Here is a 24,592-nt window from a genome sequence, read left to right on the forward strand (position 1 = left end):
CGCGGGGCGTCAGTTCGGTTCCGGCACTTCGGCTTCCGGCCCCGGCGCCGCGTCGTCCGGGCCCGGCTCCGGCGCCGGCTCTGATACCGGCACCGAGGCCGCGTCCTCCGGCTCCGGCATCTGACCGGCCAGGTACTCGGCGAGCCCGCCGATGGTCGGATAGTCGAACACCGCGGTGGCGTTGAGCGTGAACGCGCCACCGAACTGGCTGTGCAGCCGGTTGCGGAGTTCGACCGCCATCAGCGAATCCGTGCCCAGGTCCAGGAACCGACTGGTTGCCGCCGGCGGTTGCGCAAGCCGGAGGAAATGCTGCACTTCCCGCTGCAGGAATTCGGTGATGAAGCCTGCGCGCTGCGCCACCGGGATCTCCTGGAGTTGCCGGAGCATCTCGCTGTCACCGGTGGTCTCCCCCACCGCGCTCGGCAACACGAGGTCGAGAATCGGTGGGCGGGAGGTGCCCAGCACCTTCGCGGCACGCTGCCAGTTTGCCTTGATGACGGTGGCCTGCGCGGTGCCGTTGGCGATCACCTCGGCAAGCGCACCGAGGGCGGCCGAGGGCTCCAGCGGAACCAGCCCCTGCGCACCGATATTCGCGCGCGCGGCCTCCGACGACGCCATGCCGCCCTTGGCCCAAGGACCGAAGTTGACGCCGGTCGCCGGCAGGCCCCTCGCCTTGCGCGCCGCGACCAGCCCATCGAGCAGCGCATTGGCCGTCGAATAGTTGGCCTGCCCGGGTGAACCGAACAGGCTGGACACCGACGAGGACACGACGAAGAAGTCCAGTGCGTCGTCCTTGGTCAACCGGTCCAGGTGGCAGGCGCCGAACGCCTTGGGCGCCAGCGTCGCCCGGAAACGCTCCACGTTCTGCTGGGACAGGAGCGCGTCGTCGAGCACGCCCGCCAGATGGGCCACCCCGGCCAGCGGCGGCAACTCCACGCGGATCCGCGTCAGCAGCTTCTCGACCTGGGCCTCGTCGCCCACGTCGGCGGCGAACGTGTGGATGCGGCACCGGTAGCGCTCGGTGATGTCGTCTATCGCCCGTTGCGCGTCGGCGTCCGGCGTGCGCCGGCTGGTCAACACGATGTCGCCGGCGCCGAGTTGGGCCAGGTAGGCCGCCGTGTGCAGGCCGATCGCGCCCAGTCCACCGGTGATCAGGTAGCTGCGATCGCCGCGCGGCTGCAGCGGGCTCGGCATCTGCAGCACGATCTTGCCGATATGCCGGGCCTGCTGCATCCTCCGAAACGCCGTCTTGGCCTCCGTGAGCGGATAGATCTCGGCGGGCAACGGCGTCCACTCGCCACGGGCCAGCCCATCCGAAACCTCGCTCAGCAGGGTGCGGATGCGTTCGGGCTCCTGGAAGGTGACCGTGTCCAGCGCGACGATTTCGTAGGCGATGTCGGGACGGGCCGCCGCCATCTGTTCCGGAGTCCAAATGTCTCGCTTGGCGATCTCGGCGAAGCGGCCGTTCTGGGCGGTGGCCCGCACGGTCGCTTCGATGAAGCCCTCGTTGGTCAGGCTGTTGAGTACCACGTCGACCCCGGCACCGTCGGTGTCGGCGAGGATCTGGTCGGCGAAATCCGTACTGCGCGAGTCGTAGACGTATTCCACACCCAGCTTGCGCAACGTCGCGCGCTTGTAGGCGCTGGCGGTGGCGAAGACGACCGCACCGTGCTGCTGGGCCATCTGGATGGCGGCCAGCCCCACGCCGCCGCTGGCGGCGTGGATGAGCACCCGGTCCCCCGGCTTCAGCTGCGCCCAGTCGAACGCGAGCCGGGCCGTCAGCGCGGCCGCCGGGATGGTCGCCGCGTCCACCGCGCTCACCCGGGCGGGAATCGGCGCCAGCAGTTGCGCCGGCACATTGAACCGGCTGGCGAATGCGCCCTGCATGAAACCGTAGACGCGCTGGCCGACCTCGAGCCCGGTGACCCCGTCACCCAGCTGGGTGACGGTGCCGGCGAAGTCGCCGCCGATCGGGCCGGGGTCGCCCGGGTAGAGGCCGAGCACGTTGAGGACGTCGCGGAAGTTCAGCCCGGCGGCCTCGACCCGGACCTCCACGTAGCCGTCGTCCGGCGGCGGCACGTCGGCCTCGGTCAGGCGGAGGTTGTCGATCGCGCCGCGTTCCGTGGGCGCCAGCACGTAGTCGGTCGCCCGCGGCACCGCGAGATGGCCGCTGCGCGACCACTGCAGCAATCGGGAGGCGAAGAACTTCCCCTGCCGCAGTGCGAGTTCGGGCTCGCCGATCGGCGCGCCGAGCAGTCCGGCCAGCGAGCGCACGGCCTGCTCCGACCCGTCGTGGTCGACCAGCCTGCAACGCAGGGCCGGCTCCTCGTTGACGATGGTGCGCCCGAGTCCCCACAGCGCGGCCTGCACCGGGTCGACGGGCTCGCCGGATTCCGTGGCGACCGCCCGTTCGGTGATGATCCACAGCCCGTTGGGCAGTTTCATCGAGTCGTCGGCCTGCAGCGCGTGCACGGCGCTCAGCAACTGGGCGATTTCGGCCTCCAGCCGCGCCGCGCCCTCGGCGCCGGATTCGTCCGCGCCCGGTGCGCCGGCGCGCCAGACGATCCCGGCGAACGGCATGCCGCGTTCCTTGGCCTGCGCCAAGAGCTTCCCCACCGGCTCCGGATCCGTGGTCCGGTCGAACGAGATCGAGCCCGGCAGCTGGGCCGCCAGTTCGTCGAATCCGGCAACCAGCCAGGTGCCCGCTGCGTTTCCGGGTGGGTCGGCCGGGAGCGGCACCTCGTGCCAGCCCAGCGTGTACAGCAGCCGGGTGGTGTCGCCGCCGAGCCCGCGCAGCAAGGCCTCGCGGGGCGCGCGTTTGACGGTGAACTCGCGAATCCCGCCCAGGCGGCGGCCGTCTCGATCGACGAAGTCGAGGTCGAAGACCTGGGTCTCGCTGTCGAGGCCGCTGGTGTGCCACCTCGCGCGGCAGTAGAATCGCCGGGGCATCTTCTCCCGCAGCTCCACCTGGCCGTACCGCAACGGCAGGAACAGGTCGTTCACGCCCTGTTCGGCCGCGAGCAGCGCCGGGAACGCGGGAAAGGCGACGCCGGTGCACAGGTCGAGCAGCACGGGGTGGATCGGCTCGGCGCCGAGGTGTTCGGCGAGCTCCTCCCCGACGCTGACGTCTCCGATCGCCTCACCCTCGCCGACCCACAGCGACTTGAGCGAATTCGACCAGGCCGGCCCCCAGGCCAGCTCCATGTCCGCGAAGGTCTCGAACAGCTGCTGCGGACGGGTGCGTTCCATCCCCTCGATCGCCACGTCGACGGGGTCGTCCGACGAATCGGGTGCCGGCTCGTCCTCGACGCCGGTGACGACCTTGCCGTCGGCGTTCAGCGACCAGTCGGAGTCGCGGACGCCGTAGGGACGGCTGTGCACCTGGAAGCTCCAGCTCGCCGCGTCCTGCGGACCGTCGTCCAGCGGATGCAGAGTCAGCTGCACCTCGCGAGAAGCCTTCTCGGGCAGGATTATCGGCTCATAGAAGAAGACGTCTCGCACCCGGGCGGGCGTCCCGACGGCGGCCAGCGCCATCGCCGCGTACGTCGCCCCCGGGACGACGACGGTGCCGTAGATGACGTGGTCGGACAGCCAGGGCTGCGACTTGACCGACAGCCGACTGGTGTAGACGGAGTCGCCGGATGCGAGATCCTTTGCACTGCCGACGATTCCGGACGCCCCCGCGCCCGGTCCGTCGATGCCGGCGATGCCGCTGGTCCCGGAGGTCTTCGGCCAGAAGCGCCGGCGCTGGAACGGATAGGTGGGCAGTTCGAGCTTGCGGCGCGGGTACCGTTGCAGTGCAGCGAAATTCGGGCGGTGGCCGCTGACGTAGGCGCCGGCGACCGCCTCGGCGATCTGGCGGCGGTCGCCGATGCCCTTGCGCAGGGAGACGATCGCGCGCGGCGAGGCCAGATGGTCGGGCCACACCTGCACCGCGGCACCGGTCAGCACCGGTTGAGGACCGATCTCCATCAGCACCGAGCAGCCCAGCGCCGCCACGGTGCGCACGCTCTCGGCGAACTGCACCGGCTGGCGGGAATGCCGCCGCCAATACTGGGCGTCCAGCGGGGTTTCCGCGGTGAGCACCGCGCCGGTGCGGTTGCACACCAGCGGCAACGTCGGCACCCCGTACTCCAACCGCCCCGCGTACGACTCGAATTCGTCGAGCACCGGCTCCAACAGCTCCGAATGGAAGGCGTGGCTGGTCTCCAGCCAGCTGCAGCGGATTCCGTCGTTGCCGCACCCTGCGACGATCTGCTCGAGATCCTCGCCGGGACCCGACAGCACCGTGTTGGGGCCGTTGTAGGCGGCAACCGATACGCGGGGGGACTCGCCCGCGATCTCCTCGACGTACTTCGCGTCGGCGAACACCGCCACCATCCGGCCGCCGTCGGGCAGGCTGCCGAACAGCCGGCCGCGCTCGGCGATCAGCCGGGCACCGTCCTCAAGGCTGAAGACCCCGGCCACGCACGCCGCCGCGTACTGGCCCACGCTGTGCCCCAGCACCACGTCGGGCTGCACGCCCCACGACTGCCACAGCCTGGCCAGGCCCATCTCGACGGCGAACAGTGCGGGCTGCGCAAACGACGTGTGCCGCAGCGTTTCTCCGGCCTGACCACCGGTGTCGCGGTCGGTGGCGAACAGCACGTCCAGCAGCGGTCGCGACAGGATGCCGCTGACCGCGTCGGCGCAGCGCGTCACCGTGTCGGCGAAAACCGGCTCGGCGCCGAACAACTCGCGCGCCATGCCCGGATATTGGCTGCCCTGCCCGGTGAACAGCCACGCCGTCGTGGGCCGGTCGGTGCACTCGCCGCGCGCCAGCCCCGGGCGTACGCGGTTCTCGGCCAGCTCGGCCAGCGCGTCGCGGGCGCTCGCCACCGAATCCACGACCAGCGCGGCTCGGTGCTCGAAATGCGAACGTCCGGCCCCGGCCGTGAAGCAGACATCGGCGATGTCGACTTTGGGGTTGGCGTTCAACCATTCCCCGTATCGCTGCGCCAGAGCGACGAGCGCCTGCGGCGACCGCGCCGAGAGCGGCAGCACCTCGACGGGCTCTTCCTCGTTGGCCAGCTCCGACGTCGCGAGGACGTCGTCGGACAGATCGCCCGTGGAGTATTCGTCGGGGGTCGCCGGCTGCACCGGCGCCTCCTCGATCAGCACGTGCGCGTTCGTGCCGGTGAAACCGAACGAACTGATGCCGGCGCGCCGCGGCTTGCCATTGGGCTCCCAGGGAGTCGCCTTGTCCACGACGCGCACCGGCAACGAGTCCCACGGGATGTGCGGCGAGGGCTTCTCGAAGTGCAGGCTCTGCGGCAGCATCTCGTGCTGCAGCGACAGCACGACCTTGATCAGACCGGCGACCCCCGAAGCCGACTCGAGGTGGCCGATGTTGGTCTTCACCGATCCCATCAGCAGCGGCCGGTCCGCGTCGCGCGCGACACCGTAGACCGCGCCGGCGGCCTGCACCTCGATCGGGTCGCCGAGCGGCGTGCCGGTGCCGTGCGCCTCCAGGTAATCGACGTCCCCGCCGACCAGGCCGGCGCGGGCCAGCGCCGTGTTGATGAGCCGTTGCTGCGCACCACCATTGGGCACGGTCAGGCCACTCGACGCGCCGTCCTGGTTGACCGCGGTGCTGGGAATGACCGCGCACACCCGGTCGCCGTCGCGCACCGCATCGCTGAGCCGTTTGAGGACCAGGACTCCGCAACCCTCACTGCGCACGTAGCCATCGGCGGAGGCATCGAAGGTCTTGCACCGACCGACCGGGGAAAGCATCCGCGCGCGCGAGGCGGCGATGATCGAGACCGGACTGAGCAGGACGTTCACCCCACCGGCCAAGGCCATATCGCAGTCACCGGAATGCAGCGCCTGGCACGCCTGATGGACGGCGACCAGCGACGAGCTGCACGCCGTGTCGACCGCAACCGCCGGCCCTTCCAGCCCGAGCGCGAAGGCGACCCGGCCCGAGATCGCGTTGAGCGCGTTGCCGGTGATGAAATGCGGCTCGATCTTCTCGACGGAATCGGCGGACAACAGGTGCGAGTACTCGTTGACCGCGACCCCGACGAAGACTCCGCTTCGGCTGCCGCGCAAGGACGCCGGGGAATACCCGGCACGTTCCAGGCCCTCCCAGACCGTTTCCAGCATCAGCCGCTGCTGCGGATCGATCCAGACGGCCTCGCGCGGGGAGATGCCGAAGAACTCTGGGTCGAATCCGTCGATCTCGTCGAGGAATCCGCCGAAGCGGCTGTAGATCTTGCCCGGCGTCTCCGGGTCGGGGTCGTAGAACTCGTCGATGTCGAATCGGTCCTCCGGGATCTCCCGGATCGCGTCGACGCCGCCGGCCAACATCTGCCAGAACGCCTCGGGGTTGGGCGCGCCGGGGAAACGGCACGACACCGCGACGATGGCTATCGGCTCGTCGGTGCGGGTCGTCACCGCCGCGGCCAGCCGCGCCCTCGAGTCCGTCGACTGCTCGCTCAGGCCGAGCACGTCGGCGAGCAGGTAGTCGACCACGTCGGAGAGCCGGGGGTGGTCCATGGCCAGCGTCGCCGGCACCTCCTTGCCCACGGCCTGCTCGATGCGGCGCCGCAACTCGACGGCCATCAGCGAGTCCATGCCGAGGTCGAAGAACCCGGCGTCCTCGCGGATCTCGGCGGCGTCGACCCGCGTCACCTCCGCCACGGCGTCGCGCAGGTGGTCCGTCAGCAGCTTCTTCCGCTGCTGCACCGGGGCGTTGGTGAGCCGCTCGACCAGCCGGGTGCGTCCGGACGGTCCCGGCGCGGGAGCCGAATCCGGCAGCTCGCGTTCGAACTCCGAAAGGAACGCGCGACGGCCGGCCTGCTGGTAGAGCGGGAGGAAGCGGGCCCAGTCGATGCGGGCCACCACCCCTTGCGCCGGCCCCTGCGCGGACGCGGCCGCCATCACGGCGGCCAGCCCGGCCAGCGCATCGGCGGGGGACAGCGTCCGCACCCCGCGCTCGTTCAGCCGGGCGCGGGATTCCACGTCGGCCATGCCCGCCGACCACGGGCCGAAGTTGACGCTCACCGCAGGCACGCCCCGCTCGCGCAGCCGCCAGGCCAGGCCGTCGAGGAAGGCGTTGGCCGCGCCGTAGGCGGTCTGGCCGAACCCGCCCCACACCGAGGCGATCGAGGAGGTGGCCAGGAAGAAGTCCAGCTGCAGATCGGCCGCCGCCTCGCTCAAATGCCAAGCACCCCAGACCTTACCGGCGAACACCCGGTCCACCTCGGCGTCGTCGAGCGTGCGCAGCGGGGTGGTGCCGATCTCGCCCGCGGCATGGACGATGCCCGCGAGGGGGGGCAGTTCGGCCCGCACGGTGGCCAGCAGTCGTTCGACGTCCTGCCCGTCAGCGACGTTGGCCGCGACGACACGGACCTCGCAGCCGCGCTGTTCGCGGATCATGTCGATGCGTTGTTGCGCCGCGTCATCGGGCGCGCGCCGGCCGGTCAGCACCAGATGCCCCGCGCCGTGCGCGGCCAGGTAGTCGGCGATCTCGAGACCCACCGAGCCCAGCCCGCCGGTCACCAAATATGTTGCTTCGGACCGCAATTCCAGGGGAGCCGCGGCCGGCTGCCCGATCCGGCGAGCCAGCCTCGCGACGTAGACCGCCTGATCACGCACCGCGAGTTGGTCTTCCGCGATCGCCGGGTCGCGGGGTGCCGCCGCCAGCCGGTCGATCAGCCGCGACCATTCGTCGACTTCGTTCTCCGCGCCTCCCGAAAGGTCCGCCAGGCCGCCCCACATCTGCGGATGCTCGAGCGACGCGGCACGACCGAAGCCCCAGAGGCAACTCTGGTCCGGTGACACGGAGTCGGCGTCGGTGACGCGCTGCGCGCCGCGGGTCACCATCCAGATGGGCTTGCGCAGCTCGGCCGCGGCGGCCGCGCGGAAGACTCGCCGAGTGCCACTGAGGACCCGGTGTTGCATGCCGGGCAGCGACCCCATCGATTCGAGGGCCGCGACGTGCAGGATGCGCAGCGCCGGTTCGTCCGCCACCGCGGCGCGCAGCGTGGCCTCGAACCGCTCCTCGTCCGCCTCGGACGCCGGCAGGCCGACGATTTGATGCCGGTGCCCGCGCGCGGTGAGCGCGTCGGCCAGGGGCCGGACCACGTCGGCGTCGTCGCCGACCACGAGCCAGGCCGCGGTTTCGGCGTCCGGCGCCGGGGCCGCGGGAGTGGCCTTCTCCCAACGGATTTCGTAGCACGCGTCAGCGATCGACTGCGTCTTGCGCTGCAGGTTGTGCTGCGCGGCAAGGCGCGTCAGCACCTTGCGGGTCTGGCCATCGCCGTCCGCGCCGTCGAGCAGGGCCGCGAGTTCCTCGATCCGGCCGTCCTCGAGGAGGCGGACCGCATCGGTCCGCGCGGATTCGTTCTGGTGCTGGGTCGGGCGTTGCCGGTTGTCCCGATACCAGTACTGCCGGTGTTGGAAGGGATAGGTGGGCAGGTCGAGCTTCTGGGCGGGCCCGGAGGCGGCCCCGAAGTCGGGCAGGTGGCCCAGGACGTACGCGTCGGCCAGGGCTTCGGTGATCTGGCGGTGGTCGGCGGTGTTGCGGCGCAGCGACGCGATCGCCCGCGGCGCGGTCGCGGGGTCGGGCCAAGCCCGCAGGGCGGCGGCGGTGAGCACCGGCTGCGGGCCGATCTCGAGCAACACCTTGCATCCGAGGTCGGCCAGGGTGCGCACGCTCTTGGCGAATTCCACCGGCTGGCGCGCGTGCCGGCGCCAGTAGGCGCCATCGAGCTGCACGCTCCTGCCGAGCGCGGCGCCGGTGCGGTTGCACACCAGAATCCGTTGGGGTGCGGCGTAATCGAACCGGTCCGCGTATGACTCGAAGTCGTCGAGGATGGGGTCCAGCAGCGCCGAGTGGAAGGCGTGGCTGGTGTCCAGCCCGTCGCAGCGGATCCCGTCGGCGACCAAGCCGGCCAGCGCCCGGTCCAGGTCCTGCTCGGGTCCCGACAGCACGGTGTTGGCGCCGTTATAGGCGGCGACCGACAAGCTGGGGAACTCGTCGGTGAGACGTTCGACGCGCTCGGCGGCGGCGAATACCGCCACCATCCGCCCGCCGGGCGGCAGGCTGCCGAAGAGGCGGCCGCGCTCGGCCATCAGCAGCGCGCCGTCCTCGAGGGTGAGGACGCCGGCGACGCAGGCCGCCGCGTACTGACCGACGCTGTGTCCCAGCACGACGTCCGGTTCGAAGCCCCACGACTGCCAGAGGCGGGCCAGACCCATCTCCACCGCGAACAGGGCGGGCTGGGCGTAGGAGGTCTGCCGCAGCAGCTCCCCGCTGTCCGGGCCATCCGCATCGAAAATTATGTCCAGCAGCGGCTTTTCGAGCACGTCTGCGACCACCGCCGCGCAGCGGCGCAGCGTATCGGCGAAGACCGGCTCGGTGTCGAACAACTCGCGCGCCATGCCCGCGTACTGGCTGCCCTGTCCGGTGAACAGCCACGCCGTCTTCGGCTTGTCGTCGGACACCCCGCGCACCAGGCCGGGCGCCGGGCGGTCGTCCGCCAGCGCACCGAGCAACTCGCTGGCCGATTCCTTCGAATTGACCACCATCGCGGCCCGATGCTCGAAGTGCGCCCGCCCGACGCCGGCGGTGAAGCACAGGTCGGCCAGCGTGGCCTCCGGGTGCGCGCGCAACCAGCGGCGGTACTGGTCGGCGACCTGAACCAACGCGTCCGGGGTGCGCGCCGACAGCGGAAGCACGCTGAACCCGCGGTCCGCGGGCCGGTCGAACGGAACGGGCGCCGGCGCTTGCCGGCCCGCCAGCTCGATGGGCGCTTCGGAGATGATGACGTGCGCGTTGGTCCCGGCGAACCCGAACGAGCTGACGCCCGCGATGCGCGGGCGACCGTCGCGTTCCCAGGCGGTGGGCTCCTGGACGACCTGCACGGGAAGCTGGTCCCACGGGATGTGCGGTGACGGATTCCGGAAGTGCAGGTGCTGCGGCAGCAGCTCGTGCTCGAGCGACAGGATCACCTTGATCACGCCGGCGATCCCCGCGGCCGCTTCGAGGTGGCCGATGTTCGTCTTCACCGAGCCCATCAACAGCGGCCGGTCCGGCTCGCGCCCCGCACCGAGCGCCGCACCCGCGGCCTGCGCCTCGATCGGATCGCCCAGCGACGTCCCGGTGCCGTGCGCCTCCAGGTACCCGACGTCGCTGGGTGCGATGCCGGCGCGTTTCAGTGCTTCGGCGATAACCCGTTGCTGGGCAACGCCATTCGGCACCGTCAGCCCGCCCGATGCGCCGTCCTGGTTGATGGCGCTGCCGCGGATCACGGCCCGGATCCGGTCGCCGTCGCGGATCGCGTCCTCGAGCCGCTTCACGACGATGACGCCGCAACCCTCACCCCGCACGTAGCCGTCGGCGGCCGCGTCGAACGTCTTGCACCGGCCGTCGGGCGCGAGCATGTGCGCATGGGAGAACGTGATCATCGTCGCCGGCGTGAGCAGGACGTTGGCGCCGCCGGCGAGCGCGAGGTCGCATTCGCCCAAGCGCAGCGCCTGGCACGCCTGGTGGATCGCCACCAACGACGAGCTGCACGCCGTGTCGACGGCGACCGAGGGCCCCTGCAGCCCCAACCGGTAGCTGATCCGCCCCGCGGCGGCGGCGTTGGACGTCCCGATCGCCATATAGGCCTCGATCTCGGGATACGTCAGCTCGTCGGAGGCCATCCCGAGGTAGTCGTGGGTGGCCAAACCGATGAAGACCCCGGTGTTGGTGTTCGCCAAAGACGTTGGCGCGGTACCCGAATGCTCCACCGCCCGCCACGCTGTCTCCAGCAGCAGCCGATGCTGCGGGTCCATCAGCCTGACCTCACGCGCCGACATGCCGAAGAACGGCGCGTCGAACCCGGTCACGTCGTCGACAAAGCCCGCCCGACGGGTCACGACCTTGCCGGGCGCGTCGGGGTCCGGGTCGAAGAATTCGTCGACATCCCACCGGTCCTGGGGCACCTCGGAAACCGCGTCCCGGCCTTCGGCCAGCACCTGCCAGAACTCGTCCGCGTCCGCGGCACCAGGGAAACGCGCCGCGTAACCGACGATCGCAAAGCCCCCCGAACCCAACGCCCGTTCCATCGGGTTCTCGACGGATGTCATGCGGTTGTCCTTCCTGTTCCGCCCGGAAGATTTTTGCCCGCACCTTTGCGGCGCCGGGGCCGTGGTTGCTCCGAACCACCAGTTGAGCCGCTCACCAGCGCGCACACGCAGGACCAGACCTGGTGGAAATCCCCCCCGTGCACTGGCTCCAGCGACCGTCGTGGCGAATGTACACATGCCGGACCGGTTGCCGCAGCTGAATCACCTCCGATGGCAAGTATGACAGCGCGCGTGCTTCGAGGGGCGCATCGCGCAGGTCCCACCGGGCGTGGCGAGCGGTGTGCGGTCCTATGCATATCGGCGCATGTGGGCTCGGTCGGTGGCCCGGGAGGTTATCTTGGTGTCGCTGCCGGTGGGGGCCGGGCTAGCCATCCACACAGGAAAAGCCATCAGAGCAGAAAAGCCGTCCGGAGGAGAAGAGCTTGCGCATTGGGAAGATCACGATCGGCTCACTCGGCGATTACTCGCCGAAGCCCGGATCGGTCATCTCGTGGCAGCCGACGGCCACGGCCCGGGAAAAGGCCCGCCATGCGCCGGTCAGTTCCGTCCCGGTGAGCTACATGCAGGGCCAGCATCTGCGCAACTACCACGAGCGGACCTCGGCGGGACTGGACTTCTCCCGGCAGATCATCGCCACCTGTGAGGTTCCCGGCCGATGCGACGTCGCCGCCATGGATCGCGCCCTCAATGCCTACCTGCGTCGGCATGACACCTTCCGCAGTTGGTTCGACCACGTCGGCAACGGAGAGTTCGTCCGGCATACCCTCACCGACCCCGCCGACATCGAATTCGCGCCCGTCGAGCACGGCACGATGACCGTCGACGAGATTCGCGCCCACGTCGTGGGCATACCGAATCCGCTGGAGTGGGGCTGCTTTACCTTCGGCATCGTCCAAGGCGATGGTCACTTCACGTTCTTTGCCGCCATGGATCACGTCCACGGGGACGCGACGCTGATCGGCACCACGATGCTCGAAGCCAACGGGATGTATGCGGCGCTGAGCGGGGGCGGTGAGCCCCTGGCGCTGCCGGACGCCGGCAGCTTCGACGATTTCTGCGCCCGCGAGCGCCAGTACACGTCCACGCTGACCGTGGACTCACCGCAGGTGCGCCAGTGGATTGACTTTGCCGAAAACAACAACGGCGGCTTCCCCGAATTCCCGCTGCCGCTGGGTAACCCGTTGGAGCCGAGCGATAGCGACATGGTGTCCGAACTGCTGTTGGACTCGGCGCAGACGGAGCGGTTCGAGGCCGCGTGCACGGCGGTCGGCGCGCGCTTCGTCGGCGGCCTGTTCGCGTGCCTCGCCCTGGTGGAGCACGAGTTCACGGGTGCTCCCACGTATTACGGGCTGACTCCCAGGGACACCCGCAGGACCACGGACAACTTCATGACGCAGGGCTGGTTCACCGGCCTGGTCCCGGTCACCGTCCCGATCGCCGCGGCCTCGTTCGGCGACGCCGCGTGGGCGGCGCAGTCCTCGTTCGATTCGGGCCTGCACCTGGCGAAGGTGCCGTACTACCGCGTGCTGGAGCTCGCTCCGTGGCTGAGCTGGCCGCAGCCGAATTTTCCGGTGACCAACTTCCTGCACGGCGGCGCCGCCCCGCTCAACGCCGTCCTGGCCGCCGCCGAGATGGGTTACGCCAACAACATCGGGATCTACTCGGACGGCCGGTTCTCGTATCAGCTGACCGTCTACATCTTCCGGTACGGCGAGGGCACCGCGATGGCGATCATGTTCCCCGACAACCCGATCGCCCAGAAATCGGTCGTCCGATACATGGAGGCGATGAAGTCCGTATGCGTGCGGGTCGCGCAGAGCGGGCACTGGGGACGCGTTGCTTAGCGAGGGTAGTGCGATGGCTCTTGAACGACTGCGGTTGCGAAACCGCGGGCCGGCCTGGTGTGGCCCGGGGGTGAAGGCGACATGCGGCGGTTAGCCGATTTCGTGGTGCGGTGGCCGTGGGTGGTGATCGGGGTGTGGCTCGCGATCGCCGTCGCCCTGCCACTGACGTTCCCGTCCCTCAACGCGATGGCCCAGAAGCACCCCCTGGGCATCCTGCCCAGCGACGCGCCGTCGAGCGTCACCGCCCGGAAGATGACCGAGGCGTTCCACGAGTCGGGCTCCGAAGACCTCCTGCTGGTGGTCCTGACCGACGACAAGGGGCTGGGCGCCGCCGACGAAGCCGGTTATCGCAAACTCGTGGACGCACTGCGCCGGGACACGCGCGACGTCGTGATGTTGCAAGACTTCCTCAGCACACCGCCCCTGCGTCCCATCCTGACCAGTGCGGACCACAAGGCCTGGGTGCTGCCGGTCGGCGTCGCCGGCGAGTTGGGCACGCCACGGGCGTACGCCGCCTTCAAACAGATCGGCGACATCGTCAAGCGCACTGTCGCCGGAACGCCCCTGACCGCAAACCTCACCGGGCCCGCGGCAACCGTCGCCGACCTCACCGTCGCGGGCGACAAGGACCGGCTCCCGATCGAGCTGGCGATCGCCGTCCTGGTGCTCATCGTGCTGCTCGTGGTGTACCGCAGCGCCATCACCATGCTGCTGCCGCTGATCACGATCGGGCTGTCCCTGGTCATCGCGCAGGCGCTGGTAGCCGGCTATTCCCAATTGACCGGCTCGGGCGTCTCGAACCAGTCCATCGTCTTCCTGAGCGCGATCATGGCGGGCGCCGGCACCGACTACGCGGTCTTCCTCATCAGCCGCTATCACGACTATCTGCGGTCGGGCGAGGATTTCGACCAGGCCGTCAAGCGGGCGATGGTCTCGATCGGGAAAGTGATCACCGCCTCCGCCAGCACCGTGGGCATCACGTTTCTGCTCATCAGCTTCGCCCGGATGGGCGTGTTCAAGACGGTGGGCGTGTCGTCGGCGATCGGCATCGGCGTCGCATTTCTCGCCGCGATGACGCTGCTGCCGGCGATCGTCGTGCTCGCCGGGCCGCGTGGCTGGATCAAGCCGCGCCGCGAACTGACCGCCCGGTTCTGGCGTCGTTCCGGCATTCGGATCGTGCGCCGGCCGAGGCTGCATCTGGTCGCCAGTGTGCTGGTGCTGATCATTCTGGCCAGCTGCGCGGCGCTGGTGCGGTACAACTACGACGACCGCAAGGCCCTGAAGGCCTCCGCACCCAGCTCCCTCGGGTATGCCGCGCTGGATCGCCACTTCCCGGTCAACCAGTCCATCCCGGAGTACATCCTCGTCCAGTCCCCGCATGACCTCCGCACGCCGCAGGCCCTCGCCGACCTCGATCAGATGGCGGACCGGGTCAGCCAGCTACCCAACGTCGCCGCGGTCAGCGGGATCACCCGGCCGACCGGAAACGTGCCGGAACAGTTCCGGGCCACCTATCAGGCCGGCGCGATCGGCACCCTGCTGGCGGGCGGGTCCAACCTCATCAACGACCACACCGGCGACCTCAACCGGCTGGTCGACGGGGCCGGCACGCTGGCCAACAGCCTCGGCGACGTGCGCGGCCAGGTCACCCAGCTCGCCGCCAGCGTGCAGGAGCTGGAGAACGCCTTCGCGGCGGCGAAGAACCAGTACAGCGGCGACGCCCTGGTGCGGGAGGTCGACATCGCGGCCCAACTCGTCGACCACGTCAACTCGCTGAGCAACGCGATGGGCTGGAACTTCTCGGCGGGCAAGAACATGTTCGCCTGGATCGGCCCGGTGCTGGCGGCGTTGCAGGGCAACCCGGTCTGCGACGCCGACCCGTCGTGCAGCGCCACCCGCGGGACGTTCGAGCAGCTGGCCGGGTCGCGCGACCAGGCCGACCTCGACGCGATCAACGACCTGGCCCACCAACTGCAGGTCTACCCGGACAAGCGGGCCCTCAAGGCGTCGACGGACCGGCTGCGGGCCGCGTTGACGAAGATCACCAACGTGCTGCACTCGCTCGGGATGGACCAACCCGGCGGCCTGCAGGCGAACCTGAACAGCCTGCAAAGCGGGGCGGACCGGTTCGCCGGCGGCAGCCGACAGGTGGCCGACGCGGTGGCCCAGCTCGTCGACCAGGTCAAACAGCTGGGCGCCGGGCTCAGCGAGTCGGCGGCGTTCCTGTTGTCGCTGAAGCGGGACGCGGCACACCCGGCGATGGCCGGGTTCAACATCCCGCCCCAGCTGCTGCATTTGGAGGAGTTCCAGAAGGCCGCCAAGGCGTTCATCTCGCCGGACGGCCACACGGTGCGGTACCTGGTTCAGACCAAGCTGAACCCGTTCAGCACCGAAGCCATGGATCAGGTGAACGCGATCAGCGCGACCGCCCGGGGCGCCCAGCCGAACACCGCGTTGTCGGACGCCACGGTGTCGATGGCGGGATTCACCGTCGGCCTGAAAGACACCCGCGACTATTACCGGCACGACATCAGGTTCATCATCGCGGTGACCCTGCTCGTCGTGCTGCTGACCCTGGTCGCGCTGCTGCGTGCGATCGTCGCGCCCCTGTATCTGGTTGCCTCCGTGATCATTTCGTACCTGTCGGCGGTGGGGGTCGGCGTTCTGGTGTTCCAATTCCTGCTCGGCCAACAATTGCATTGGAGCGTGCCGCCGCTGGCCTTCGTGGTGTTGATCGCGGTGGGTGCCGACTACAACATGCTGCTGGTCTCGCGAATGCGTGACGAATCCCCGCACAGCATGCGGTACGGCATCATCCGCACGCTCGGTTCGACCGGCGGTGTGATCACCGCGGCGGGTCTGATCTTCGCCGCCTCGATGTGCGGTCTGCTGTTCTCCAGCATCGGGACCGTCGTGCAGGGCGGTTTCGTGATCGGCATCGGAATCCTGCTGGACACCTTCCTCGTGCGCACCGTCACCGTTCCGGCGATCGCCGCGCTCGTGGGGCGGGCAAACTGGTGGCCCTCCCGGGTCGACGCGCGCCGGTCACCGGTCGGCCACGCCGAACCGCAGGCCGGTTAGCGGGCACCCATGACGTATGTGAAACTTGGAGGCGAGGGGTCAGGGGTAGGGATGAAGAAGCTACTCGCAGGAGTCGCGGCGCTGGTAGCTGTTGGCGCCACAGGACTTTTCGGCCTCCGGACCGCGTCGGCCGACGACACGCCCGTCACGCCCATCGGCGGTCCGCCGACTCCGGGGGCGCCGGGAGACCAGACCGCGTTCGCCCTCGGAGGCGCTCACGTCCTGGGCATCCCGTACGACGAGTACATCCGCCAGGAGGGCGCCCAGTGGTTCCCCGGCCAGAAGCGGGAAATCGTCCGCTACCCGGCCGGGCAGGTTCAGGGCCACGTGTTGGAACGGCTCTTCCCCGGCATCGGCCGGCTCGACGAGCTCTTTCCCGGGCTGGGCCTGGACGGCCCCAGCGTCGGCGAGTCGGTGGACGTCGGGATCAACAACCTCGACGCGGCGATCAAGACCGGTCGGCCGGGCACGGCGATCGGGCTGTCCGAGGGCGGGTTCGTGGTCGACGGCGAGCAGGCCCGACTCGCCAGTGACCCGGCAGCTCCCCCGCCGGGCACGCTGAACTTCGCCACCTTCGGCGACCCGATCGGGCGGCACGCCTTCGGCCAGAGCTTCCTCTCGGCCATGTTCCCGGTCGGCAGCGTCGTGCCCGCGCTCGACTACACGATGCCGCCGCCGTACGAGAGCCAGTACGACACCAACCGGTTCGTGGCCGCCTACGACTCGATCGCGGACTTCCCCGACCGGCCGGACAACATGTTCGCCCTCGCCAACACGGTCATGGGCCTGGCCACCGGTCACACGGCGGTGGCGTTCACGAACTCCAGCATGGTGCCGCCGCAGAACATCCGGACCACGATCAACTCCCGCGGCGCGAAGGACACGACGATCATGGTCCCCGAGAAGCACCTCCCGCTGGTCATGCCGCTCGCCTACATCGGGATCCCGGAGGACACGCTGAACAAGCTCGACGCCATCCTGATGCCCCGGGTCAACGCCGGTTACGCGCGCAACGACGACCCGGCGACCGCGCCGGTCCAGGTCGATCCGGTGCACGGCTTCGACCCGGCGGAGGTGACCGCCCCGGCCAACCAGGCGACGTTCGGCGGTGGCGCCGACCCGTTCTCGCAGATCCTGGCCGGTGCGATGTCGGTGCTCTCGCACGGCGCGGGAGAGGCCGACCACTGACCTCGATGCGACACATCGGGCGGACCGGTACGGACGTAGTGTGACGCCGATGCAAACGACGCCCCAGTCATCGATCCTCTCGATGCTGCACGGCCGCGCCAGCCTGCGGCCCGCCGACGTGGCGTTCACGTTCACCGATTACGACAACGCGCCGGCGGGTGTCCCCGAAAGCCTCACCTGGTCCCAATTGTCGCGGCGCACAACAAACCTGGCGCGCGAGCTGGGCCGGCACGGGTCGATCGGGGACCGGGCGGTGATCCTGGCCCCGCAGTCCCTCGATTACGTCACGGCGTTCCTGGGGTCGATGCAGGCCGGCCTGATCGCGGTTCCGCTCCCCCTGCCGCACCGCGGCTCGACGCACGAGCGGGTCAGCGCCGTCGTTGCCGACACGTCGCCGTCGGTCGTGCTGACCACGTCCGCGGTGGCCGGTGAGATCGCCGACTACGTCGGCCAGGCGGGCCTGGACCGGGTTCCGAAGATCATCGAAGTCGATGCGCTGAATCTGGACGTCGACGCCGAAACACCCGTCCGCACAGGTGATTTGCCAAGCACCGCCTACCTGCAGTACAGCTCGGGGTCAACCCGGCTGCCCACCGGGGTGATGATCTCGCACCGCAACCTGCAGGTGAATTTCGAGCAGTTGATGCGCAGCTTCTTCGCGGACTCCGGCGTCAAAGTTCCCTCCGACACCACGATGGTGTCGTGGTTGCCCTTCTACCACGACATGGGTCTGGTCCTGGGGGTGTGCGCGCCGATCCTGGGCGGCTATCGCGGCGAGCTGACGAGTCCGGTCGCGTTCCTGGAAAGGCCGGCCCGATGGATGCGCGCCCTGGCCGAGAACCCCCACGCGTTCTCGGCGGCGCCGAACTTCGCCTTCGACCTGGCCGCGCGCAAGACGACCGACGCGGACTTGGCCGGGCTCAGCCTTTCCAGCGTGCTGGGCATCATCAGCGGCGCCGAGCGCGTCGAGCCGGCCACCTTGCAGCGTTTCGTCGACCGCTTCGATCACTTCGGTTTCCGGGACCACATGGTGCGCCCCTCGTACGGCTTGGCGGAGGCGACCGTCTTCGTGGCGGCCGGCACGTGGAGCGAACGCTCCGGCGCGGTGCGCTTCGATCCGGACGAGCTGGCCGCCGGCCGCGTTCGGCGGACCGCGGCCCGGACCGGCACCGCGCTGGTCAAATACAAAGTGCCGCAGTCGCCCACGCTGCTGATCGTCGACGGCGACACCGGCCGCAAGTGCCCGGAGGCGGTGGTGGGCGAAATCTGGATCCACGGCCCCAATGTCGCCGGCGGCTACTGGGGCAAGTCCCCGGAGGAGCAGCGCTGCTTCGGCGCGACGCTCACCGAGCCCGCGCCGGGCACGCCCGACGGGCCGTGGCTGCGCACCGGCGACCTGGGTTTCTTCTTCGAAGGTGAGCTGTTCATCGTCGGCCGCATCAAGGACCTCCTGATCATCCGCGGCCGCAATCACTATCCCGAGGACATCGAGGCGACGGTGCAGGAGATCACCGGCGGCCGGGTCGCGGCGATTTCGGTACCGACCAACAGCACCGAGGAGCTCGTCACGGTCATCGAGCTCAAGAAGCGCGACGAATCCCAGGAGGAGACCGAGGAGGCGAAGCGCTGGCTCACCCGCGTCAAGAGCGACGTCACCTCGGCGATCTCGAATGCGCACGGCTTGAATGTCGGCGACCTCGTCCTGGTGCCGCCCGGGTCGATCCCGACCACGACCAGCGGAAAAGTTCGGCGCGCCGCCTGCGTCGAGCAATACCACCGGGACCAATTCACCCGGTTGGATGCCTGAGTCGCTGGTCGAAAATCGGGGACGCCCCGCTCGCGTGCGCCGGGTTGCTCATAATGAGTCAGATCGCACCGGCAAAGGAGCCTTTCGATGAGCGCAACCAGCACCGACCGACCGCTGCGGGTAATCCAGTGGACCACCGGCAACATCGGGCGGCGCTCGCTGCACGCCCTCATCGGCAGACCGGACATGGAGCTGGTCGGGGTGTACGCGCACGGGCCGGAAAAGGTCGGCGTCGACGCCGCCGAATTGGCCGGCTGGCCGGCGCCCACCGGCGTCAAGGCGACCGACGACATCGACGCGCTGCTCGCGCTCGGCGCAGACGCCTGCTGCTACAACCCGTTGTGGCCCAGCATCGACGAACTGGTGCGGCTGCTCGAGTCGGGCGTGAACGTGTGCTCCAGCGCGGCGTGGATCACCGGCGGCAAGCAAACGCCGGCGGACCGCAAACGGATCGAGGATGCCTGCGAGAAGGGCAATTCGACGATCTTCGGCAGCGGCGCGCACCCGGGGATGACCAACCTCGTCGGCATGGTGCTCAGCGGCTCCTGCGAGCGCGTCGACGAGATCCGGATCACCGAGTCGGTGGACTGCTCGACGTATGAGTCCGCCGAAACGCAGACCGCGATGGGGTTCTCGCAGGATCCCGACACGCCAGGGCTGGCGGAGAACGTGCGACGCGAGAGCGAGGTGTTCGCGGAGTCGGCCGCGATGATGGCTGACGCGATCGGGGCGAAGCTCGACCGGATGAGCTTCGACGTCACCTTCACCGCGGCGACGGCCGACTCCGACCTGGGCTTCATGAAGATCCCCGCGGGCACGGTCGGCGGGGTCTACGGCTACCACCGCGGCTGGGTGGGCGACCGCAACGTCGTCAGCGTCGGCTTCAACTGGACCATGGGCAGCCACGTCGTCCCGCCGAAACCGCTCGAGCACGGCCACGTCATCCAGGTGTTCGGGCTGCCCAACATGCGCACCGTCCTGCATTGCCTACCGCCGAAGGACTGGACGGAGCCCGGCTTCATGGGGCTGGGGATGATCTACACCGCGATGCCGGTCACCAACGCGGTACCGGCCGTGGTGGCCGCCCGGCCCGGGATCGTCACGCTCGCCGACCTGCCGCCGGTGACCGGGCGCTTCGCCCACTGAACGTATGGCGTGCGACACACCAACCGGCCCCGGAGGAACGCACCCGTCCACTAAGGTTTAGAGTACTTAGCCGAGCAAAGATTCTGGTGACAACGGGCGTCGCCAGAGATGTTGGCGGGTTTTGCGGCGGGACGGCAGGACCCCGGGCAGCAGCACGGAAGGCGGTCAGGCGGTGGCCAATCCGAAATCGATCTCCCTTTCCGGCAAGGTGAGCCGCGGGCTCAAGCGGGCGTGGATACCTCTGCTGCTGCTGGTGGTGCTCAGTATCTCCGCGCTGGGCGTCTCCCGGCTGCACAAGATCTTCGGGTCGCAGGACCTCAACGCCAACGCCGGCGCCGGGATCGAGATCGTCCAGTTCAACCCCAAGGTCGTCGTCTACGAGGTCTCCGGGCCGCCGGGCAGCACGGCCAACATCAACTACTGGGATGCGGACGCGAACACCCATCAGGTCAACAGCGCCGCGCTGCCGTGGAGGGCGACGATCTCGACGACCCTGCCGTCGGTGAGCGCCAACATCATGGCGCAGGCCGATGCCAACGAGATCAGCTGCAAGATCACGGTCGACGGGGTCGAGCGCGAACACCAGCAGTCGCAAGGCCATAACGCCCAGACCTTCTGCCTGGTGAAGTCCGCATGAGCGAGGTCAACCACCGGGCTCAGCCGGCGACGCAGAACGCCGCTGACGCAGACGCCACCGGTCCCATCGACACCCGGGCCGCCGCCAAGGCCGCGCGCGGCCACCGCCCGTTCATCCCCCACATGATCCGCCTCTTCGCGGTACCCATCATCATCGGTTGGGTCGTCGTCACGGTCCTGGTGAACGTCCTCGTCCCGCGGCTGGAAGTCGTCAGCGAGATGCACTCGGCGCCGATGACGCCGTTGGACGCGCCGTCCATGAAGGCGATGATGCTCATGGGGCACAACTTCCGCGAATTCGACTCCAACAGCACGGTCATGATCGTGCTGGAGGGCCAGCAGCCGCTCGGCCCGGACGCCCACAAGTACTACGACGAGCTGATCCGCCAGCTGCGGCAGGATCCGACGCACATCCAGCACATTCAGGACTTCTGGGGTGACCGGCTGACGGCGGCGGGAGCGCAGAGCGCCGACGCGAAGGCGTCCTACGTCCAGATCAACCTCGCCGGCAACCAGGGCACGACGCTGGCCAACGACTCCGTCGACGCGGTGCGCAAGGTCATCGAGCACACCCAGGCGCCGCCGGGCGTCCGGGCCTACGTGACCGGGCCCGCGGCGCTGTCCGACGACATGCACATCATCGGCAACGACAGCCTGGCCAAGATCACACTGTTCACGCTGGCCGCGATCGCGATCATGCTGTTCCTGGTCTACCGCTCGATCTCGACCACGCTGATCCAGCTGTTCATGACCTTCGTCGGGCTGGGGTGTTCACGGGGAGTCGTCGCGGTCCTCGGATACAACGACGTCTTCGGGCTGACCACCTTTGCCGCCAACATCCTCACCATGCTGGCGATCGCGGCCGCGACGGACTACGGCATCTTCCTCGTCGGCCGGTATCAAGAGGCGCGCCAGGCCGGGGAGGACCCCGAAACCGCCTATTACACGACGTTCAAGGGGGTCGCCCCGGTCATCCTGGGCTCGGGCCTCACCATCGCCGGCGCGACGTACTGCCTCAGCTTCGCGCGGCTTCCGTGGTTCAACACCATGGGCGCACCCGTGGCGATCGGCATGCTCGTCGTCGTGTTCGCCGGGCTCACCCTGGGTCCCGCGGTCGTCTTCGTGGGCAGCAGGTTCCACCGCTTCGAGCCCAGACGCGCGGCCAAGAGGGCCGGGCTGTGGCGCCGGGTCGGTGTCGCGGTAGTGCGTTGGCCCGCACCGATTCTCGCCGTCAGCGCCGCCGTCGTCCTCGTCGGCATGGTCGTGCTGCCCAGCTTCAAGACGAGCTACAACGACCGCTACTACCTGCCGGCATCGGCGCCGTCCAACCTCGGGCAGGCCGCCGCGGACCGGCACTTCTCGCAGGCGCGGATGAACCCCGACCTGCTGATGATCGAATCCGACCACGACATGCGCAACCCCGCCGACATGCTGGTGCTGGACAAGGTCGCCAAGAACGTCATCCGAACCATCGGCATCGCGATGATCCAGGACATCACCCGGCCGCTGGGCATCCCGATTCAGCACAGCTCCATACCTTTCCAAAACAGCATCCAGAGCCAGACGACGATGCAGAACATGCAGTTCCTCAGGGACCGCATGGGCGACATCCTCAAGATGGCCGACGAGATGCAGACGATGATCGGGACCACCGAGCGCATGTACAAGGTCACGCAGGACCTCGCCAACGCGGCCGACGACAGCGCCAAGACGACGGCGGAGACGTCGCGGATCACGGACGAATTGCGGGACCACATCGCGGATTTCGACGACTTCTTCCGGCCGATCAAGTCGTATTTCTATTGGGAGAGACACTGCTACGACATCCCGATCTGCTGGTCCCTGCGATCGCTGTGGGACTCCCTCGACGGGTTTGACGAGCTGGCCGGGCAGTTCCACATCCTGTCCGACGACATCACCCGCACCGCGGCGGCGACGCACGGGATGCTCGTGTTGATCCCGTCGATGATCAACTCGCTCAAGATCACTCACGGCCTGACCCTGACGATGTACCAGACGTTCAAGGCGATGCTCGACCAGATGGACGCGATGAGCAACACCGCGATCGTGATGGGCCAGAGCTTCGACCAGTCCAAGAACGACGACATGTTCTACCTGCCCCCGGAGGCGTTCCAGAACCCGGACTTCCAGACGGGTCTGCGAATGTTCCTGTCGCCGGACGGAAAGTCGGCGCGCTTCTTCGTCACCCATCAGGGCGACCCGATGAGCCCCGAGGGCATCGCGCGGGTCGACGCCGAGCGCACGGCCGCTCAGGAGGCGCTGAAGATGTCGTCCTTGTCGGACTCGCGGGTGTACCTCGGCGGCACCGCCGCGACCTTCAAGGACATGGCCGACGGCGAGAAGTACGACCTGATGATCGCGGTGCTGTCCGCCCTCACGCTGATCTTCATGATCATGCTGATCCTGACCCGCAGCGTGGTCGCCGCAGTGGTCATCGTGGGCACGGCGGCCAGCTCGATCGCCGCGTCGTTCGGCCTTTCCGTGCTCATCTGGCAAGACCTGGTGGGCTTGAAGATCCACTGGATCGTGGCGGCGCTGTCGGTGATCATCCTGCTGGCGGTCGGCTCCGACTACAACCTGCTGCTGGTCTCCCGGTTCAGGGAGGAGATCCACGCCGGGCTCAAGACCGGGACCATCCGGTCGATGGGCGGCACCGGCGGGGTGGTCACGGCCGCGGGTCTGGTATTCGCCTTCACGATGGCGTCGATGCTCGGCAGCGACCTGAAGGTGCTGGGCCAGTTCGGGTCCACCGTCTGCATCGGTCTGCTGCTGGACACCCTGATCGTGCGCACGTTGCTGATGCCGTCGATCGCGACCCTGCTGGGCCGCTGGTTCTGGTGGCCGCAGGTGGTCCATCCCCGCGGCGACAACGCTCATCGGGCCCAGCGCGCCACTCCCGCCCCGGTTGCAGGCGCGGTGTCAGGGTAGTTGCAGGCACACCGCCACGGCGCCGGCGCCGACGTGCAGGGCGAGCACCGGGCCCAGCGGGGTGACCAGGGCGGGCCCGCACGCCGGTAACCGGCGGGCCAGCGCCGCGGCGACCTCTTCGGCGCCGTCGGGGTTGGCGACGTGGTGCACCGCCAGTTGGGCCGGCCGATCGCCCACCACCTCGCAGACCCGGTCGAGCATCGCCTCCGTCGCGTGGGTCTTCGTCCGCACCCGTTGCGCCAGAACGAGTTTGCCGTCGTCGATGCGCAGCAGGGGCTTGACCGCCAGCGCCGTGCCGAGCCAGGCCTTGGCGCCGCCGATGCGCCCGCTGCGGCGCAGGTTCTCCAGGCGGTGCACCACCACGAACGCATGGCTGCGGGTCACCGCCAACCGCGCGGCCTCCGCGACCGCCTCCAGGTCGCCGCCCGCGGCCGCCGCCCGAGCCGCGGCCAGCGCGACGAAGCCGGTCGCCATCGCGGCCGACTTCGAGTCGATCACGCGGACATTGGGGTCGAGGTCGGCCGCGGTCCGTTCGGCCGCGCCGCACGTGCCCGACAGCGCCGACGAAATGTGCACGGCCACCACGCCGTCGCCGGCGCTGGCGGCCAGCGCGTCGGCGTACACCCCGGCGAGTTCGGCCGGCGTGGCGGCGGCGGTGGTCGCGGGTTGCTTGTAGATGTCCTCCGGGATGTCGTCCACGCCGTCGCGCAGATCGCGGCCGTCGAGCAGGATGTGCAGCGGCGCCACTCGTATCCCCCACTTGTCCAGCAGGTCGGCCGGCAGGCGCGCGGATGCATCGGTCACCACCGTGACGGCCACG

Annotated in this window: 9 protein-coding genes; 7 read left to right on the plus strand and 2 right to left on the minus strand. The window is 69.2% G+C overall.

Annotation, left to right across the window (positions count from 1 at the left end; genetic code table 11):
- Positions 1 to 9: 9 nt before the first annotated feature.
- On the minus strand, positions 10 to 11,121 hold the full coding sequence (locus G6N56_RS07980; RefSeq protein ID WP_085257977.1) for a type I polyketide synthase: 11,112 nt from the start codon (positions 11,119 to 11,121) through the stop codon (positions 10 to 12).
- Positions 11,122 to 11,543: 422 nt separating this feature from the next.
- On the opposite strand from G6N56_RS07980, the gene G6N56_RS07985 reads away from it, so the two are divergent.
- From G6N56_RS07985 to G6N56_RS08015, 7 genes are all read left to right on the plus strand, one after another.
- On the plus strand, positions 11,544 to 12,965 hold the full coding sequence (locus tag G6N56_RS07985) for a condensation domain-containing protein (protein ID WP_085257978.1): 1,422 nt from the start codon (positions 11,544 to 11,546) through the stop codon (positions 12,963 to 12,965).
- An 81-nt stretch (positions 12,966 to 13,046) separates the two neighbouring features.
- Positions 13,047 to 16,046: an MMPL/RND family transporter gene (locus G6N56_RS07990; protein WP_085258016.1), complete on the plus strand. Its 3,000-nt coding sequence runs from the start codon at positions 13,047 to 13,049 to the stop codon at positions 16,044 to 16,046.
- Positions 16,047 to 16,097: 51 nt separating this feature from the next.
- Positions 16,098 to 17,234, plus strand: coding sequence for an acyltransferase PE (gene pe, locus G6N56_RS07995; RefSeq protein WP_085257979.1), 1,137 nt, complete (start codon positions 16,098 to 16,100; stop codon positions 17,232 to 17,234).
- Positions 17,235 to 17,283: 49 nt separating this feature from the next.
- On the plus strand, positions 17,284 to 19,041 hold the full coding sequence (locus tag G6N56_RS08000) for an AMP-binding protein (RefSeq protein ID WP_085258017.1): 1,758 nt from the start codon (positions 17,284 to 17,286) through the stop codon (positions 19,039 to 19,041).
- Positions 19,042 to 19,128: 87 nt separating this feature from the next.
- Complete coding sequence (locus tag G6N56_RS08005) at positions 19,129 to 20,187, plus strand: NAD(P)H-dependent amine dehydrogenase family protein (protein ID WP_085257980.1); 1,059 nt, start codon at positions 19,129 to 19,131, stop codon at positions 20,185 to 20,187.
- A 208-nt stretch (positions 20,188 to 20,395) separates the two neighbouring features.
- The gene (locus G6N56_RS08010; protein WP_085258018.1) at positions 20,396 to 20,824 is read left to right on the plus strand and encodes an MmpS family transport accessory protein; all 429 of its coding nucleotides are present in this window, start codon (positions 20,396 to 20,398) and stop codon (positions 20,822 to 20,824) included.
- Complete coding sequence (locus tag G6N56_RS08015; RefSeq protein ID WP_085257981.1) at positions 20,821 to 23,772, plus strand: MMPL/RND family transporter; 2,952 nt, start codon at positions 20,821 to 20,823, stop codon at positions 23,770 to 23,772. The genes G6N56_RS08010 and G6N56_RS08015 overlap by 4 nt, the downstream gene beginning before the upstream one ends.
- On the opposite strand, the gene G6N56_RS08020 is transcribed toward G6N56_RS08015, so the two are convergent.
- Positions 23,764 to 24,591, minus strand: coding sequence for a DegV family protein (locus G6N56_RS08020; protein ID WP_085257982.1), 828 nt, complete (start codon positions 24,589 to 24,591; stop codon positions 23,764 to 23,766). The two genes, G6N56_RS08015 and G6N56_RS08020, sit on opposite strands and share 9 nt — an antisense overlap.
- Position 24,592: the final 1 nt, after the last annotated feature.

The organism is Mycobacterium saskatchewanense, from assembly GCF_010729105.1.
GTDB lineage: Bacteria > Actinomycetota > Actinomycetes > Mycobacteriales > Mycobacteriaceae > Mycobacterium > Mycobacterium saskatchewanense.

What these genes read in the sequence shown, in the direction of transcription:
- G6N56_RS07980 (WP_085257977.1), bottom strand. Translation starts at nt 11,121, where the DNA reads ATGACATCCGTCGAGAACCCGATGGAACGGGCGTTGGGTTCGGGGGGC.
- G6N56_RS07990 (WP_085258016.1), top strand. Translation starts at nt 13,047, where the DNA reads ATGCGGCGGTTAGCCGATTTCGTGGTGCGGTGGCCGTGGGTGGTGATC.
- pe (WP_085257979.1), top strand. Translation starts at nt 16,098, where the DNA reads ATGAAGAAGCTACTCGCAGGAGTCGCGGCGCTGGTAGCTGTTGGCGCC.
- G6N56_RS08000 (WP_085258017.1), top strand. Translation starts at nt 17,284, where the DNA reads ATGCAAACGACGCCCCAGTCATCGATCCTCTCGATGCTGCACGGCCGC.
- G6N56_RS08005 (WP_085257980.1), top strand. Translation starts at nt 19,129, where the DNA reads ATGAGCGCAACCAGCACCGACCGACCGCTGCGGGTAATCCAGTGGACC.
- G6N56_RS08015 (WP_085257981.1), top strand. Translation starts at nt 20,821, where the DNA reads ATGAGCGAGGTCAACCACCGGGCTCAGCCGGCGACGCAGAACGCCGCT.